This window comes from Pseudomonas sp. S07E 245, assembly GCF_019599025.1.
GTDB lineage: Bacteria > Pseudomonadota > Gammaproteobacteria > Pseudomonadales > Pseudomonadaceae > Aquipseudomonas > Aquipseudomonas shirazensis.
The window spans coordinates 340,952-356,556 of record NZ_CP080625.1; the positions used below are offsets into that span (position 1 = coordinate 340,952).

Annotated in this window: 16 protein-coding genes, 1 tRNA gene and 1 pseudogene; 15 read left to right on the forward strand and 3 right to left on the reverse strand. The window is 61.4% G+C overall.

Annotation, left to right across the window (positions count from 1 at the left end):
- The first annotated feature begins 12 nt into the window (after nt 1-12).
- From aspS to K3F44_RS01675, 15 genes are all read left to right on the forward strand, one after another.
- Nucleotides 13-1,788 (forward strand): aspartate--tRNA ligase, encoded by a 1,776-nt coding sequence (gene aspS, locus K3F44_RS01605; RefSeq protein ID WP_101317403.1) that lies wholly within the window; start codon nt 13-15, stop codon nt 1,786-1,788.
- 98 nt (nt 1,789-1,886) lie between these two features.
- Entirely contained in the window at nt 1,887-2,633 is a 747-nt protein-coding gene (locus tag K3F44_RS01610) for a YebC/PmpR family DNA-binding transcriptional regulator (RefSeq protein WP_101317405.1), read from the forward strand.
- Between the two features lie 68 nt (nt 2,634-2,701).
- Nucleotides 2,702-3,226 (forward strand): crossover junction endodeoxyribonuclease RuvC, encoded by a 525-nt coding sequence (gene ruvC / locus K3F44_RS01615; RefSeq protein WP_101317407.1) that lies wholly within the window; start codon nt 2,702-2,704, stop codon nt 3,224-3,226.
- Nucleotides 3,227-3,334: 108 nt separating this feature from the next.
- Nucleotides 3,335-3,952, forward strand: coding sequence for a Holliday junction branch migration protein RuvA (gene ruvA / locus K3F44_RS01620; RefSeq protein WP_220633224.1), 618 nt, complete (start codon nt 3,335-3,337; stop codon nt 3,950-3,952).
- Nucleotides 3,949-4,995 (forward strand): Holliday junction branch migration DNA helicase RuvB, encoded by a 1,047-nt coding sequence (ruvB, locus tag K3F44_RS01625; RefSeq protein WP_101317412.1) that lies wholly within the window; start codon nt 3,949-3,951, stop codon nt 4,993-4,995. Before ruvA ends, ruvB begins: the two co-directional genes overlap by 4 nt.
- A 125-nt stretch (nt 4,996-5,120) precedes the next feature.
- A complete protein-coding gene (ybgC, locus tag K3F44_RS01630) occupies nt 5,121-5,573 on the forward strand; it encodes a tol-pal system-associated acyl-CoA thioesterase (protein ID WP_101317414.1) in 453 nt (150 codons plus the stop codon).
- A gap of 2 nt (nt 5,574-5,575) precedes the next feature.
- Entirely contained in the window at nt 5,576-6,271 is a 696-nt protein-coding gene (tolQ, locus tag K3F44_RS01635; RefSeq protein WP_101317416.1) for a protein TolQ, read from the forward strand.
- A gap of 14 nt (nt 6,272-6,285) precedes the next feature.
- Nucleotides 6,286-6,738 (forward strand): protein TolR, encoded by a 453-nt coding sequence (gene tolR, locus K3F44_RS01640; protein WP_101317418.1) that lies wholly within the window; start codon nt 6,286-6,288, stop codon nt 6,736-6,738.
- Nucleotides 6,738-7,814: a cell envelope integrity protein TolA gene (gene tolA, locus K3F44_RS01645; protein ID WP_101317421.1), complete on the forward strand. Its 1,077-nt coding sequence runs from the start codon at nt 6,738-6,740 to the stop codon at nt 7,812-7,814. The genes tolR and tolA overlap by 1 nt, the downstream gene beginning before the upstream one ends.
- A gap of 26 nt (nt 7,815-7,840) precedes the next feature.
- A complete protein-coding gene (gene tolB / locus K3F44_RS01650; RefSeq protein WP_189691595.1) occupies nt 7,841-9,112 on the forward strand; it encodes a Tol-Pal system beta propeller repeat protein TolB in 1,272 nt (423 codons plus the stop codon).
- A 54-nt stretch (nt 9,113-9,166) separates the two neighbouring features.
- The gene (gene pal / locus K3F44_RS01655) at nt 9,167-9,667 is read left to right on the forward strand and encodes a peptidoglycan-associated lipoprotein Pal (protein WP_043201913.1); all 501 of its coding nucleotides are present in this window, start codon (nt 9,167-9,169) and stop codon (nt 9,665-9,667) included.
- 5 nt (nt 9,668-9,672) lie between these two features.
- Complete coding sequence (gene ybgF, locus K3F44_RS01660; RefSeq protein ID WP_101317426.1) at nt 9,673-10,488, forward strand: tol-pal system protein YbgF; 816 nt, start codon at nt 9,673-9,675, stop codon at nt 10,486-10,488.
- Between the two features lie 159 nt (nt 10,489-10,647).
- Nucleotides 10,648-11,295, forward strand: a complete 648-nt coding sequence (gene queE, locus K3F44_RS01665) for a 7-carboxy-7-deazaguanine synthase QueE (protein ID WP_101322958.1) — start codon at nt 10,648-10,650, stop codon at nt 11,293-11,295.
- Nucleotides 11,296-11,312: 17 nt separating this feature from the next.
- The gene (gene queC, locus K3F44_RS01670; RefSeq protein WP_101317428.1) at nt 11,313-11,987 is read left to right on the forward strand and encodes a 7-cyano-7-deazaguanine synthase QueC; all 675 of its coding nucleotides are present in this window, start codon (nt 11,313-11,315) and stop codon (nt 11,985-11,987) included.
- Nucleotides 11,988-12,049: 62 nt separating this feature from the next.
- Nucleotides 12,050-12,125, forward strand: a tRNA-Lys gene (locus K3F44_RS01675).
- 294 nt (nt 12,126-12,419) lie between these two features.
- Here K3F44_RS01675 and K3F44_RS01680 read toward each other — a convergent pair.
- The 3 genes and pseudogenes from K3F44_RS01680 to K3F44_RS25035 form a co-directional block, all read right to left on the reverse strand.
- Entirely contained in the window at nt 12,420-13,379 is a 960-nt protein-coding gene (locus tag K3F44_RS01680; protein ID WP_220633225.1) for a cation diffusion facilitator family transporter, read from the reverse strand.
- A 67-nt stretch (nt 13,380-13,446) separates the two neighbouring features.
- Nucleotides 13,447-14,202, reverse strand: coding sequence for a methyl-accepting chemotaxis protein (locus tag K3F44_RS25030; RefSeq protein WP_409077684.1), 756 nt, complete (start codon nt 14,200-14,202; stop codon nt 13,447-13,449).
- Between the two features lie 102 nt (nt 14,203-14,304).
- A pseudogene (locus K3F44_RS25035) lies at nt 14,305-15,573 on the reverse strand (HAMP domain-containing protein); the annotation flags it as partial.
- Nucleotides 15,574-15,605: the final 32 nt, after the last annotated feature.

Here is a 15,605-nt window from a genome sequence, read left to right on the forward strand (position 1 = left end):
CGAACCACCATCATGATGCGCAGCCAATATTGCGGCCAACTGAACGAGAGCCTGGACGGCCAGGAAGTCACCCTTTGCGGCTGGGTCCATCGTCGCCGCGACCACGGCGGGGTGATTTTCCTCGATATCCGTGACCGCGAAGGCATGGCCCAGGTCGTGTTCGACCCGGATCGCGCCGAAACCTTCGCCGCCGCCGACCGCGTGCGCAGCGAATACGTCGTGCAGGTCACCGGTAAAGTGCGCAAGCGTCCCGAAGGTGCAGTCAACGCCAACATGGCGTCGGGCGGCATCGAAGTACTGGGTTACGAGCTGACCGTACTCAACGAAGCCGAAACCCCGCCGTTCCCGTTGAACGAATACTCCGACGTCGGCGAAGAAACCCGCCTGCGCTATCGCTTCATCGACCTGCGTCGTCCGGAAATGGCCGAGAAGCTGCGTCTGCGTTCGCGCATCACCACCAGCATCCGCCGTTTCCTCGACGAAAACGGCTTCCTCGACGTCGAAACACCGATCCTGACCCGTGCCACCCCAGAAGGTGCACGTGACTATCTGGTGCCAAGCCGTACCCACGCCGGCAGCTTCTTCGCCCTGCCGCAATCGCCGCAGCTGTTCAAACAGTTGCTGATGGTGGCCGGCTTCGACCGTTACTACCAGATCGCCAAGTGCTTCCGCGACGAAGACCTGCGTGCCGACCGCCAGCCGGAATTCACCCAGATCGACATCGAGACCAGCTTCCTCGACGAGTCCGAGATCATGGGCCTCACCGAGAGCATGATCCGCAAGCTGTTCAAGGAAGTGCTGGATCTGGAGTTCGGTGAATTCCCGCACATGACCTTCGAAGAGGCCATGCGCCGCTACGGTTCCGACAAGCCAGACCTGCGTAACCCGCTGGAACTGGTTGACGTTGCCGACCAGCTGAAAGATGTCGACTTCAAGGTCTTCGCCGGCCCGGCCAACGATCCGAAGTGCCGCGTCACCGCCCTGCGCCTGCCAGGCGGCGCAAGCATGCCGCGTAGCAAGATCGACGAGTACACCAAGTTCGTTGGCATCTATGGTGCCAAGGGCCTGGCTTACATCAAGGTCAACGAGCGCGCCAAGGGCGTCGAAGGCCTGCAGTCGCCGATCGTCAAGAACATCCCTGAGGCCAACCTCAACGTGATCCTCGATCGCGTCGGTGCGGTTGATGGCGACATCGTGTTCTTCGGTGCCGACAAGTTCAAGGTGGTCAGCGAAGCCCTGGGTGCGCTGCGGATCAAGGTCGGCAACGACTTCAACCTGCTCACCTGCGAATGGGCACCGATGTGGGTTGTCGACTTCCCGATGTTCGACGAGAACGAAGACGGCAGTTTCAGCGCCTTGCATCACCCGTTCACTGCACCCAAGTGCACCCCGGAAGAGCTCGAGGCCAATCCGGCCACGGCGCTGTCGCGTGCCTATGACATGGTGCTCAACGGCACCGAGCTGGGTGGCGGTTCGATCCGTATTCACCGCAAAGAGATGCAACAGGCGGTGTTCCGCCTGCTCGGTATCGAAGCGGCGGAACAGGAAGAGAAGTTTGGCTTCCTGCTCGACGCGCTGAAGTTCGGTGCACCGCCGCACGGCGGCCTGGCCTTTGGTCTGGACCGTTTGGTAATGCTGATGACCGGCGCCCAGTCGATTCGTGAAGTGATCGCCTTCCCGAAAACCCAGAGCGCTGCCTGCGTCATGACCCAGGCACCGGGCCTGGTCGATGCCAAGGCACTGCGTGAGCTGCACATCCGTCTGCGTGAGCAGACCAAGGTCGAGTAACGCCGACCCGGGCGCGCCCGTGAGGTCGCGCCCTCGAATTTATCGCGTTCCGCCCTTCGGGGCGGAACCTGTTTGTGGATCAAGGATTCGGAGTCGATATGGCTGGTCATTCCAAGTGGGCGAACATCAAGCACCGCAAAGAGCGCCAGGATGCCAAGAGAGGCAAGGTCTTCACCAAGTGGATCCGCGAGCTGACGGTCGCGGCCAAGCAGGGCGGCGCCGATCCAGCGTCGAACCCGCGCTTGCGACTGGCGCTGGACAAGGCACTTGGTGCCAACATGAGCCGCGACATCATTGATCGGGCAGTTGCCCGCGGCGCCGGTACCAACGAAAGCGACAACGTCGAAGAGCTCAGCTATGAGGGTTACGGCCCCGGCGGCGTGGCGATCATGGTCGAAACCATGACCGACAACCGCAACCGTACCGCAGCGGCTGTGCGCCATGCCTTCACCAAATGCGGCGGCAACCTTGGCACCGACGGTTCGGTTGCTTATCTGTTCGAGCGCAAGGGCCAGATCAGCTTTGCCCCTGGCGTTGACGAAGACGCCTTGATGGAGGCGGCCATGGAGGCCGACGCCGATGACGTGGTCAGCAATGACGACGGCTCGTTCGAAGTGTTCACCTCGTTCAACAGCTTTTATGCCGTGCGCAACGCGCTGGAAGAAGCTGGGTTCAAGGCCGCCGACGCCGAAATCGTGATGCAGCCGACCACCAGTGCCGAGCTTGATCGCGATGGCGCTGAAAAAGTCCTCAAGCTGATCGACATGCTCGAAGACCTGGACGACGTGCAGAACGTCTATTCCAATGCGCAGATCTCCGATGAGGTCCTTGAGCAGCTAGGCTGATGCCGGCGCTTCAAGCCATCAGGGCCTGACTGCTCCAAGCGTGTTTTCATTTTCAACTTGCAGGCCCTATGACTCTGATTCTTGGTATCGACCCCGGTTCGCGCATCACCGGTTTTGGCGTGGTCCGCCAGACCGCCCGGGGCTGCGAATATGTGGCGTCGGGATGTATTCGTACGGGCGCCGGCGAGTTGTCCGAGCGCCTGCAGATCATCTTTCGTGGCGTCAGCGAGATCATTCGCCAGCACGGCCCGGTTACCATGGGCATCGAACGGGTGTTCATGGCGCGCAATCCGGATTCGGCGCTCAAGCTCGGCCAGGCCCGTGGTGCAGCCATCGTGGCCGGTGCCGAAGCTGGCCTGGAGATCGCCGAATATAGCGCCACCCAGGTCAAACAGGCGGTGGCTGGCACCGGCGCGGCCAACAAAGACCAGGTGATGCTGATGGTCATGCACCTGCTCAAGCTGACGCAAAAGCCGCAGATCGACGCCTCTGACGCCTTGGCTATCGCCCTCTGTCATGCGCATACCCGCTCCAGCCTGATCCCCCACGGCTTGACCACTGCGCGCAAGCGCGGCGGACGCTTGCGTCTGTAACCGCTTCATGCGCTGATACACATTTTGGCCGGGTGAAACGTTCACTCGACGCATTTGCTGATAGGGTTGACCGGTCTGTGGCCGGCGCTCGAAAGGAAGGATCGAAACGTGATTGGACGTTTGCGCGGCACCCTGGCGGAAAAACAACCGCCGCACCTGATTATCGACGTCAACGGCCTGGGCTATGAGCTCGAAGTGCCGATGACCACCCTGTATCGCCTGCCCAAGGTTGGCGAGCCGGTTACCCTGCATACCCATCTGGTGGTGCGTGAAGACGCCCACCTGCTCTACGGCTTTGGCGAAAAGCGCGAGCGCGAGCTGTTCCGTGAGCTGATCCGTCTCAACGGCGTCGGCCCCAAGCTGGCGCTGGCGCTGATGTCCGGGCTTGAAATCGACGAGTTGGTGCGCTGCGTGCAGGCGCAGGATGCCTCGGTGCTGGTGCGCGTACCCGGGGTTGGCAAGAAGACTGCCGAGCGCCTGCTGGTCGAGCTCAAGGACCGTTTCAAAGCTTGGGAGACGTCCTCGTCGATGTTCACCCTGGTATCCGACGGCCCGGCGCCGGCCGGTGGCGCGTCCACCGCCGAAGCCGACGCGGTCAGTGCGCTGGTGTCGCTGGGCTACAAGCCTCAGGAAGCCAGCAAGGCTATCTCGCTGATCAAGGACAAGGCTGGCCTGAGCAGCGAAGACCTGATCCGCCGCAGCCTGCAAGGGATGATTAGCAAGTGATCGAAGCCGACCGCCTGATCGCCGCTTCCGGACGCGACCGCGAAGAAGTCCAGGACCGCGCGATTCGCCCGCTGAGCCTTGATGAGTACATCGGCCAGCCGGTGGTGCGCGACCAGATGGGCCTGTTCATCCAGGCTGCCCGTGGCCGCAACGAGTCGCTCGACCATACCCTGATCTTCGGCCCGCCGGGCCTGGGCAAGACCACCCTGGCCAACATCATCGCCCATGAGATGGGCGTTTCGGTGAAGAGCACGTCAGGGCCAATTCTGGAGCGGCCCGGTGATCTGGCGGCAATGCTGACCAATCTCGAGCCGCACGATGTGCTGTTCATCGACGAAATTCACCGGCTCTCGCCGATTGTCGAAGAAGTGCTGTACCCGGCAATGGAAGACTTCCAGCTCGACATCATGATCGGTGAGGGCCCAGCCGCGCGTTCGATCAAGCTCGATCTGCCGCCGTTCACCCTGGTCGGCGCGACCACCCGAGCGGGCATGCTGACCAACCCCTTGCGTGACCGCTTCGGCATCGTCCAGCGCCTGGAGTTCTACAGCGACAAGGACCTGGCCACCATCGTTACCCGTTCGGCGGGCATTCTGGGCCTGGTCATCGATGATTTGGGCGCCTTCGAGATTGCCCGGCGTGCACGCGGTACGCCGCGGATCGCCAACCGCCTGCTGCGCCGGGTGCGCGACTACGCCCAGGTACGCGGCAAGGGCGAGATCACCAAGGCGGTGGCGGACCTGGCGCTGAATCTGCTGGATGTCGACGAGCGCGGCTTCGATCACTCCGACCGGCGTTTGCTGCTGACCATGATCGAGAAGTTCGATGGCGGTCCGGTCGGGGTGGACAACCTTGCCGCTGCCATCAGCGAGGAGCGCCATACCATCGAGGACGTGCTCGAGCCGTACCTGATCCAGCAGGGCTACATCATGCGTACGCCGCGTGGCCGCGTGGTGACGCGGCACGCCTACCTGCACTTTGGCTTGAACCTGCCCGGGCGTTTGGCCGACCCGGCGGATTTTTCCGATGTTGTCGATGAATGACAGATCAAAAGGCGGTTTCCGTGGTCCTACCGCTGGCATGCCCATGGCGCGCTGGCACTAAGGCATTACCGAATGCAAAAACACTTGCCGGGCGGATTGGCAAGCCGAGGAGTAAGCACTAGAGTATGCGCGCGCAAAATGGGCTTGAATCGTTCGCACACCGCTGTCGCGTCTATTACGAAGATACCGACGCAGGCGGCGTGGTGTATTACGTCAACTACCTGAAATTCATGGAGCGTGCGCGCACCGAGCGGTTGCGTCACCTGGGTTTCTCCCAGCATCAACTGGCCGGGGAGAATCTGCTGTTCGTGGTTCACTCCACCGAGGCGCGCTACCACGCGCCGGCGCGCCTGGATGACGAGTTGCGGGTAACCGCAGAAGTCGTCGAGGTGAACCGCGCCAGCCTGCGCTTCGTACAGCAGGTGTGGCGAGAACAAGATGCAAAGCTGCTCTGTGAGGGGCAGTTTCTGGTGGCCGCTGTGCGCGCCGACACTTTCAAACCCCGAGCCATCCCCCCAGCGCTGCGCGACGCCTTCCTGGCGGGCGGCCCGGGTACTCAATCGAATGCAGGAGAATAAGCGTGGAAGCTAACGTCGTCGACCATACCTCCATGTGGAGTCTGGTCAGCAATGCCAGCATCGTGGTGCAGCTGGTAATGCTGATTCTGGTGGCCGCCTCGGTCACTTCATGGATCATGATCTTTCAGCGCAGCAGCATGCTGCGCGCCGGTCGTCGTGCGCTGGATGCCTTCGAGGAGCGCTTCTGGTCGGGCATTGATTTGTCCAAGCTGTACCGTCAGGCAGGCAGCAACCCGGACCCGGATTCGGGTGTCGAGCAGGTGTTCCGTGCCGGCTTCAAGGAATTCTCGCGTCTGCGTCAGCAGGCGGGTGTAGACCCTGACGCGGTCATGGAAGGCGTTGGTCGGGCCATGCGCGTAGCCATCTCGCGTGAAGAAGAAAAGCTCGAGCAGAGCCTGCCGTTCCTCGCCACCGTCGGTTCGACCAGCCCATACATCGGCCTGTTCGGTACCGTATGGGGCATCATGAACTCGTTCCGTGGTTTGGCTTCTGCCCAGCAGGCAACCCTGGCTACCGTTGCGCCGGGCATCGCCGAGGCATTGATTGCCACTGCGATCGGCCTGTTTGCTGCGATCCCTGCGGTTATCGCCTACAACCGTTTTGCCGCACGCAGCGAAACGTTGATCAGCCGTTACTACACCTTCGCCGACGAGTTCCAGGCGATCCTGCACCGTAAAGTGCACACCAGCGAAGAGTAATCAGGTAGAAACCCATGGCCCGAGTTCGCCACAAACGCAAGCCCGTCGCCGAGATGAACGTGGTGCCCTACATCGACGTGATGCTGGTGCTGCTGGTCATCTTCATGGTGACGGCCCCGATGCTCAACCAGGGGGTCAAGGTCGACCTGCCCAAGGTTTCCAGCGAAGCCTTGCCGCAGGACAACAACGTCCAGATCCTTACCATCTCGATCAAGGCCGACAAGACCTACTACTGGAACCTTGGCAGCGAGGTCGATACCGACAAACAGATGGACAAGGCCATGACCTTGCCGGACATGACCAATGCCGTGACCAAGATCATTGCCGCCGGTCGCGACCAGGGCAAGCAGACCCAGGTCTTTATCCGTGGCGACAAGTCCGTCGATTACGGCTCGGTCATGGGCGCCATGGGCGGGTTGCAGAAGGCCGGTGTCGGTAACGTTGGCCTGATTACCGAGGCGCCCTGATGCAACAGCGAGAGCCATCTGCCTCGGAAAGCTACTTCTGGCCCAGTGTCTGGGCCATTGGCTTGCATGTCGTGGTGTTTGCGATGCTGTTCGTCAGCTTCGCCATGACCCCTGAACTGCCGCCGTCCAAGCCGATCGTTCAGGCTACGCTGTACCAGCTCAAGTCCAAGAGTCAGGCCACTACCCAGACCAATCAGAAGATTGCCGGGGAGGCGAAGAAAACCGCTTCGCGCCAGACTGAAGTCGAACAGCTGGAACAGAAGAAGGTCGAACAGGAGGCCGTGAAGGCCGCGGAACAAAAGAAAGCCGACGCGGATCAAAAGGCCGAAGCTGCTCGCGAAGCGGCAGAAGCCAAAAAAGCCGAAGAAGCTGCCAAGACTGCTGAAGCCAAGAAGGCCGCCGAGGCCAAGAAAGCTGAAGAGGCGAAGAAAGCCAGCGAAAAACAGCAGGCTGATATCGCCAAGAAGAAGGCGGAAGAAGAGGCCAAGAAAAAGGCCGACGAAGAAGCCAAGAAAGACGCAGCTGAAGAGGCGAAGAAGAAAGCCGCCGAAGAAGCCAAGAAAAAAGCCGCCGAGGATGCCAAGAAGAAAGCGGCAGCCGAGGAAGCGAAGAAGAAAGCAGCTGAAGAGGCCAAGAAGAAGGCCGCTGCAGATGCCCAGAAGAAAAAAGCCCAGGATGCAGCCCGCAAGGCGGCAGAAGACAAGAAAGCCCAGGCCCTGGCCGAGCTGTTGTCTGATACCACCGAGCGCCAGCAGGCTCTGGCTGACGAGCAGGGCGACCAGGTAGCCGGTGATTTCGACGACCTGATCCGCATGCGCGCTGCAGAAGGTTGGGCCCGTCCGCCTTCGGCACGCAAAGGCATGACGGTAGTGCTGCAGATCAACATGCTGCCCGATGGCACCATCACCAGCGTCAGTGTGGCCCGCGCCAGTGGCGACGGTCCGTTTGATGCTTCGGCGGTGGCAGCGGTGAAGAACATTGGTCGACTGACCGAAATGCAGGGCTTGAAGCCGAGTGATTTCAATGCGTATCGCTCGTTCAAGATGACATTTACACCTGAGGATCTAGCGCTGTGATTAAACTCTTTCGAGGGCTGCTGGTCATGCTCTGCTGCGTGGCAGGTATGGCCGTAGCAGAGGAAAAGAACATCCTGGTCACCAGCGGTAGCGATCGGGCCACGCCCATCGCGGTAGTACCGTTCGGCCTGCAGGGTGGCAGCGTGCTGCCAGAAGACATGGCCGACATCATCGGCAATGACCTGCGCAACTCTGGCTACTACTCGCCGATTCCAAAGCAGAACATGATCAGCCAGCCAAGCCAGGCCAGCGAAGTCATCTTCCGCGACTGGAAAGCCCTGGGCGCCCAGTACGTCATGGTCGGTAGCATCGTGCCGTCCGGTGGCCGTCTGCAGGTGCAGTACGCGCTGTTCAACGTGGCCACCGAGCAGCAAGTGCTGACTGGCAGCGTTGCCGGTACTGTCGACCAGTTGCGCGACATGTCGCACTACATTGCCGACCAGTCGTTCGAGAAGCTCACCGGCATCAAGGGTGCGTTTTCCACCCGCATGCTGTACGTGACTGCCGAGCGCTTCTCTGCCAACAACACCCGCTACACCCTGCAGCGTTCAGATTACGACGGTGCCCGGGCAGTGACCCTGCTGCAGTCGCGTGAGCCGATTCTGTCGCCACGCTTCGCACCGGATGGCAAGCGCATCGCCTATGTGTCGTTCGAGCAGCGTCGCCCACGTATCTTTGTCCAGCACATCGACACCGGTCGCCGTGAGCAGATCACCAACTTCGAAGGCCTCAACGGCGCGCCAGCCTGGTCGCCGGATGGTTCGCGCCTGGCGTTCGTACTGTCCAAGGACGGCAACCCGGACATCTATGTGATGAACATGGGTTCGCGCGCGATCAGTCGCGTAACTGCCGGCCCTGGTATCAACACCGAACCGTTCTGGGGTAAAGACGGCAACACGCTTTACTTCACCTCCGACCGTGGTGGCAAGCCGCAGATCTACAAAACTTCGGTCAGTGGCGGTTCCGCCGAGCGTGTAACGTTCGTGGGTAACTACAATGCCAACCCGAAACTTTCGGCGGACGAGAAGACCCTGGTGATGATTCATCGCCAACAGGGCTTCACCAACTTCAAAGTGGCGGCCCAGGACTTGCAACGTGGAAGTGTAAAGATTCTCTCAGAGACCAGTCTTGACGAGTCCCCCACTGTTGCGCCCAACGGCACCATGCTAATCTACGCCACCCGCCAGCAGGGCCGGGGAGTCTTGATGCTCGTCTCTCTCAACGGACGCGTGAGGCTCCCGCTTCCTACCGCGCAAGGCGAAGTCAGAGAACCGTCCTGGTCCCCTTACCTGAACTGATGCGGCGTTACACCGTTTTGCTTAACACACTGGGGTTTCATTAGGAGTTTCACGATGGAAATGCTGAAGTTTGGTAAATTCGCTGCGCTGGCTCTGGCCATGGCTGTAGCTGTAGGTTGCTCTTCCAAAGGTGGCGACAACGCCGGCGAAGGCGCTGCTGTAGATCCTAACGCTGGTTACGGTGCCAACACTGGCGCTGTTGACGGCAGCCTGAGCGAAGAAGCCGCCCTGCGCGCAATCACCACCTTCTACTTCGAATACGACAGCTCGGACCTGAAGCCAGAAGCCATGCGCGCTCTGGATGTTCACGCCAAGGACCTGAAGTCCAACGGCAGCCGTGTTGTTCTGGAAGGCAACACCGACGAGCGTGGTACTCGCGAGTACAACATGGCTCTGGGTGAGCGTCGCGCCAAAGCCGTACAGCGTTACCTGGTTCTGCAGGGCGTTTCCCCTGCACAGCTGGAACTGGTTTCCTACGGTGAAGAGCGTCCAGTTGCCACCGGCAACGACGAGCAATCCTGGGCTCAGAACCGTCGCGTAGAACTGCGTAAGTAAGTCCTATGCGTACGTGCCGCCGTGCTTTGACCGTCCTCGCACTCAGCCTGCCCTTCACGGCGTGGGCTGCAGTCCCTGTAGTAGATGACAACGCGAGCAGTTATCCGCCCGCGGGTTATGGCACGAGCGGCGCCTATGCCGGAGCAGGGGCTTCAACCCCTGCTTCTGCACAGGGTCAGTTGTTCATGCAGCTGCAACAGATGCAGGATCAGATTTCCCGCCAGCAAGGCATCATCGAAGAGTTGCAGAACGATGTGTCGCGCATGAAGCAGGAAAACCTGGAACGATACCAGGATCTGGACCGTCGCATTTCAAGTGGTGCCGCGCCTGCCGCGACTCCCGATAATTCTTCAACCGGTGGCGCATCCGATGCCGCTGCCGGTGCAGCAGCCGGCGCCGCTGGCGCTGCTGCGCAACAACCGGCCGCGGGTAGCGAGCCGGCTGATCCGGCGAAAGAAAAGCTCTACTATGATGCTGCTTTCGACCTGATCAAGCAGAAGGACTTCGACAAGGCCAGCCAGGCGTTTACCGCCTTCCTGCGCAAATACCCTAACAGCCAGTATGCCGGCAACGCGCAATACTGGCTGGGTGAGGTGAACCTGGCCAAGGGCGACCTGCAAGGTGCAGCTCAGGCGTTTGCCAAGGTCAGCCAGTCGTATCCCAAGCACAGCAAAGTGCCTGATTCCTTGTACAAGCTGGCCGACGTCGAACGTCGCCTGGGCCGTACCGACAAGGTCAAAGGCATTCTGCAGCAAGTAGTTACCCAGTACCCCGGCACTTCCGCCGCGCAACTGGCGCAACGCGACCTGCAAAAGCTCTAAGCAACCCGTTTGTGAGAAAACCCGCGCCTGGCGCGGGTTTTTTCGTTAGACTCTTGGCCCTTTTACGTAAACACGCTGCTGCGGATAACGCTTTGTCGAGTCCGCGACAGTGCCTGACGGAGGCGGACAGCCTGTTTAGCTGTCACGCCCGTGGCGATCATGCAAGATACCTTACGCATCACCGAAGTCTTTTACTCGTTGCAGGGTGAAACGCGCACGGCTGGCCTGCCCACCGTGTTCGTCCGTCTGACTGGCTGCCCGTTGCGCTGCCAGTACTGCGACAGCGCCTATGCCTTCACCGGCGGTACGATTCGCAGCCTGGATTCGATCATGGAGCAGGTGGCGGGCTTTCGTCCGCGGTATATCTGCGTTACCGGTGGCGAGCCATTGGCTCAGCCCAACGCGTTGCCGTTGCTTGAGCGTTTGTGCGATGCAGGCTACGAGGTGTCGCTGGAAACCAGCGGCGCGCTGGATATTTCCAAAGTCGACAGCCGCGTCAGCCGTGTGGTCGATCTGAAGACCCCGGCCTCGGAAGAATCGCACCGCAACCGCTACGAGAACATCGAGCTGCTGACCCGTAATGACCAGGTAAAGTTCGTCATCTGTTCGCGCGAAGACTACGACTGGGCTGTCTCCAAGCTGATCCAGTACAACCTCGATCAGCGCGCAGGCGAAGTGCTGTTCTCGCCTAGCCATCATCAGGTCAGTGCCAGTGATCTGGCTGACTGGATCGTTGCCGACAACCTGCCCGTGCGCTTCCAGTTGCAGCTGCACAAGCTGCTGTGGAACGACGAACCCGGCCGCTGAAACCCAAGGACCAAGACATGACTGACAAACGCGCGGTAATCCTGCTTTCCGGTGGCCTCGACTCGGCGACCGTGGTCGCCATGGCCCAGGCCGATGGCTACAGCTGCTACACCATGAGTTTTGACTACGGCCAGCGTCATCGCGCCGAGCTCGACGCAGCTGCGCGGGTGGCCCGCGACATGGGAGTAGTCGAGCACAAGGTGATCGGTCTCAACCTAGATGGCATCGGCGGCTCGGCGTTGACCGACAGCAGCATCGACGTGCCTGAGGCACCTGGCGAAGGCATCCCGGTCACCTACGTGCCGGCGCGCAACACCGTGTTCCTGTCGCTGGCCCTGGGTTGGGCCGAAGTACTGCAGGCACGCGATATCTTCATCGGCGTCAACGCGGTGGATTACTCCGGCTACCCGGATTGCCGTCCTGAGTTCGTCGAAGCATTCGAGCGCATGGCCAACCTCGCGACCAAGGCAGGTGTTGAAGGGCAGGGCTTCCGCATTCAGGCGCCGCTGCAGAACATGAGCAAGGCACAGATCGTCCAGGCCGGTGTTGCCCGCGGCGTCGATTACAGCCTGACAGTGTCCTGCTACCAGGCCGATGATCAGGGCCGCGCCTGCCGCAAGTGCGACAGCTGCCGCTTGCGCGCGGACGGCTTCAAGGCCGCAGGTGTGGAAGATCCGACCCGCTACTTTTAAGCCTTTTTACTGATGGGGTGTTGATTTTTCGTTAGAAATCAGTATTATACGCGCCATCAAAAGGGTCGTTAGCTCAGTTGGTAGAGCAGTTGGCTTTTAACCAATTGGTCGTAGGTTCGAATCCTACACGACCCACCATTTTTACAGCTGTGCGGAGCAAGCCTCTGGCTTGGTTCGGTATCAAATCAAGATGAAAAAGCCCGCCTTTCATGGCGGGCTTTTTCGTTTCTAGAGTTCCATGCGCGCAGCGTGGCATGGCCTTGAGGGCGTTGTCTTCACCAGAGCTGAGGCAGTGGTGCCGGGCCTTGCAGCGAAGGGAACAGCGGCAGTACATCGCTGGCCAGTTCACCAATGATGCCGAAGTGCAGGCATTCGTCGGATGGATCAACGATGAAACTGCAGCCGATAGCGGCCTGGCCTGCTGACAGGCACTTACTCAGCCCACTCCGGATCCCCGGTAAACACCACCGTGATCCACCGATCCGGCCCTTCGCCGCCCACCGCATCGCCGATTTCGTTGCGCAGGGCGTCCCACTCGGCGATGGTCCGTGCCGCCATGTCGGCAGGCACGATGAAGTACAGCTCGATCTCGCGCGAGCGCCCGACCTTGGCCACATACGCCCGAAACGACTGCAGGCCATGCTTGTGCACGAAGGCCTGGGCGACGTTGTCGACGTGTTGCTTGAGGTCGCTCGGCGTCACCAGGAAGATATCGGCCAGGGCCTGGCGTACCACCGACAACGGCAGCGGAATGATCACCAGGCACACCAGTCCGAGCACCGCCGGGTCGATGTACGGTGAAATCCACTGCCACTGCGTGCCCTGAATCGCCAGGCCAACGCAGAAGGCAATCAACAGCGCGGCGGTAATGCTCGCCGACATGACCCAGCCCTTGACGTCCATGCGCACGAAGTCGGAGTTGAGCGTGCGGTTCGCGCGGGCCTCGACCACGGCGATGGTGACGCAGGCAATCACGGTCAGTACGGCGTAGATCAGGGCGATGCCGAACTCGAGGTCGCGGCCGCCTTCGAGCAGGCTGCTGACCGCGTTGATCAGGGCGTAGATGGCCACGCCGCTGAGCAGAATGCCGTTGAGCGCCAGGACCATCGGTTCGAGGTGCCAGAAGCCCATGCTGAAGCGCTCGCGCAACTTGCGCGACATCTGCGCGCTGCTGATGTGGGCGGTGATCAGCTTGACCACCACCAGCGACAAGCCGCTCATGCTGGCGTCGACCAGCGAATAGACGCCGTCGAACACAATCGAGAACGAGCCCGAAGCCAGGCCGAAGGCGATACCGATGGTGGCGATGAACAGCGTGACTGCGATCGAGGTGCGCAGTAGGCCCTGCTCGCAGGTCAGGTCGAAAAATGTTGGTTTGGGTGAGGTTTGCATAACTGAAACTCTTGTACGGCGTTAATGCCGGGGATAGCGGCCTCGGCATTACCGAGGCCAGTACAGACTAGACGCGAAACTGCGCCATCAATGTTTGTTGCTGATTGGCCAGGTGGTTCAGCGCCTGGCTGATGCGCGCCGATTCGTCTGCCTGGCCGGCGAGCGAGTCGGTTACATCGCGAATGCCGGCCACGTTGCGGTTAACTTCTTCGGCGACGGCGCTTTGCTCTTCGGCAGCCGAGGCGATCTGCAGGTTCATGTCGGTGATCACTGCGACGGCCTCGCCAATGCGCTGCAGCGCGGGCATCGCCTGCTCCATCTGCTGCGCACTGTCCTGCGCCTGGCGCTGGCCGGCCTGCATGGTGCCGACCACGGCTTCGCTGCCTTGCTGCAGGCCTTCGATCACCTGGCGGATCTCCTCGACTGATACCTGGGTACGCTGGGCCAGGCTGCGCACCTCATCGGCCACCACCGCGAAACCGCGCCCAGCCTCGCCGGCGCGGGCTGCTTCGATAGCGGCGTTGAGTGCAAGCAGGTTGGTCTGCTCGGCAATGGCGCGGATCACCTCCAGCACCGAGCCGATCTGCTCGCTGCGGCTCTCGAGCGCTTTCGCCTGGCCCATCGCCGCATCCATGTCGCTGGCCAGTTGGGAAATTGCCCGACGGGTGTCGGCTACCCGCTGCAGGCCTTCGCGGCTGGCCTGATCGGCGCCGCGTGCCGCCTGCGCTGCCTGCGCGGCGTTATGCGCAACGTCCTGCGCGGTGGCGCTCATTTCATTGGCGGCGGTCGCCACCTGCTCGATCTCGCGTTGCTGTTGCTGCATGCCATTGCTGGTCTGGCTGGCGATGGCGGCGGACTGGTCCGCCGTGGTGCGCGCGTCCTGTAGCGAGGCTTTGACCTGGGCAATCACCGGTTGCAGCTTGTCGAGAAAACGGTTGAACCAGCCGGTCAACTGGCCCAGTTCATCATCGCGGGCGTAGTCCAGCCGGCGGGTCAGGTCGCCTTCGCCGCTGGCGATATCCTGCAGACGCCGGGATACCATCAGGATTGGCCGGGTAACGCCACGCGCGGTCAGCCAGACCAGCAGCAAACCCAGCACCGCTGCAAACAGGCCGATGGCCAGGCTGATCAGGTTGGCGTCCTGGTTATGCCCGGCCAGGCGTTGGTTCAGCGCTACTGCCGGCGCCTGCAACACGGCCTCGGGCAGCTCCAGCAGAACTTGCCACGGGGCGGCGTCAGGGATAGGCGCAAATGGCTGCGAGACGCGCATCTGGCCGTGATCCAGGCGCCGCACTGGCTGCCCGGCAAGCAAGCTTGGTAGCAGCTCGCGGGCCGGGCCGCTGAGGACGTGCTCGAGCCGCTTGCTCAGTTGCGTGGCATCAGCGCTGTGGCCGGCGAGCAAGCCCGCCGGGCTGACTATGCTGACCTGGCCCTGGCCGTCGAACAGTTCCTGGCGGCCACTGAGGCTCAGTTGCTGGAGGTTGTCCAGGCTGATGTCCAGGCCAACTACGGCGATAACCTTGCCGTTATCCATGATCGGCAGGGCGATGCTGGTCATCAGGATCTGCTGGCCGTTGATCTCGTCGAAGTAAGGTTCGACCACGCAAGCCTTGGCGGTTTGCTCCGGGCAGGTCAGCCAGCGGTTGTAGGGCGAGCCGTTGGCGCCAATGCTGCTGTCGGCAAGCATCGCCTCGGGCATGGCTTCGGCGGTCAGCGTGCCGGACTGTGCTTGCGACCAGTACAGCGAGAAGCGTCCGCTGTCATTGCTACCGTGCTCGGGCTGGTTGATGAAGCGCGCATCCTGTCGGTCGAGGGCGTTCGGTTGAAACACCAGATACAAGCCGATCAGGCCAGGATTGCCTACCAGCGCCGCGCGTGCCTGTGCGCTCAATGATGCGCGTAGATCGCTATCGCCGCGCTGCCTGAGTACCTGCACCAGGCGGCTGAAACCGCTGCCGTATTGGTAGGCATCCATGAAGTAGCGCTGAATGCGCAGCGCCTGGGTCTCGGCCTGGGCTTGCAGGCGCAGGCGCGCGCTGTGGTCGAGCAGTTCGCTGTTGGCGCTGAACACCTGTGCTGCGCTGCGGCGCGCCTGAGTCAGCGAGGTGGCCACCAGCAGGGCAACGATGACCAGCAGGCACAGGCCGGCGAGCAGGGTGATCTTCCACTGGATGGAAAGGCGGCGCAGGAGCATGGGTTTTCCTTCTCGAGCAGAGCGACGCCCGC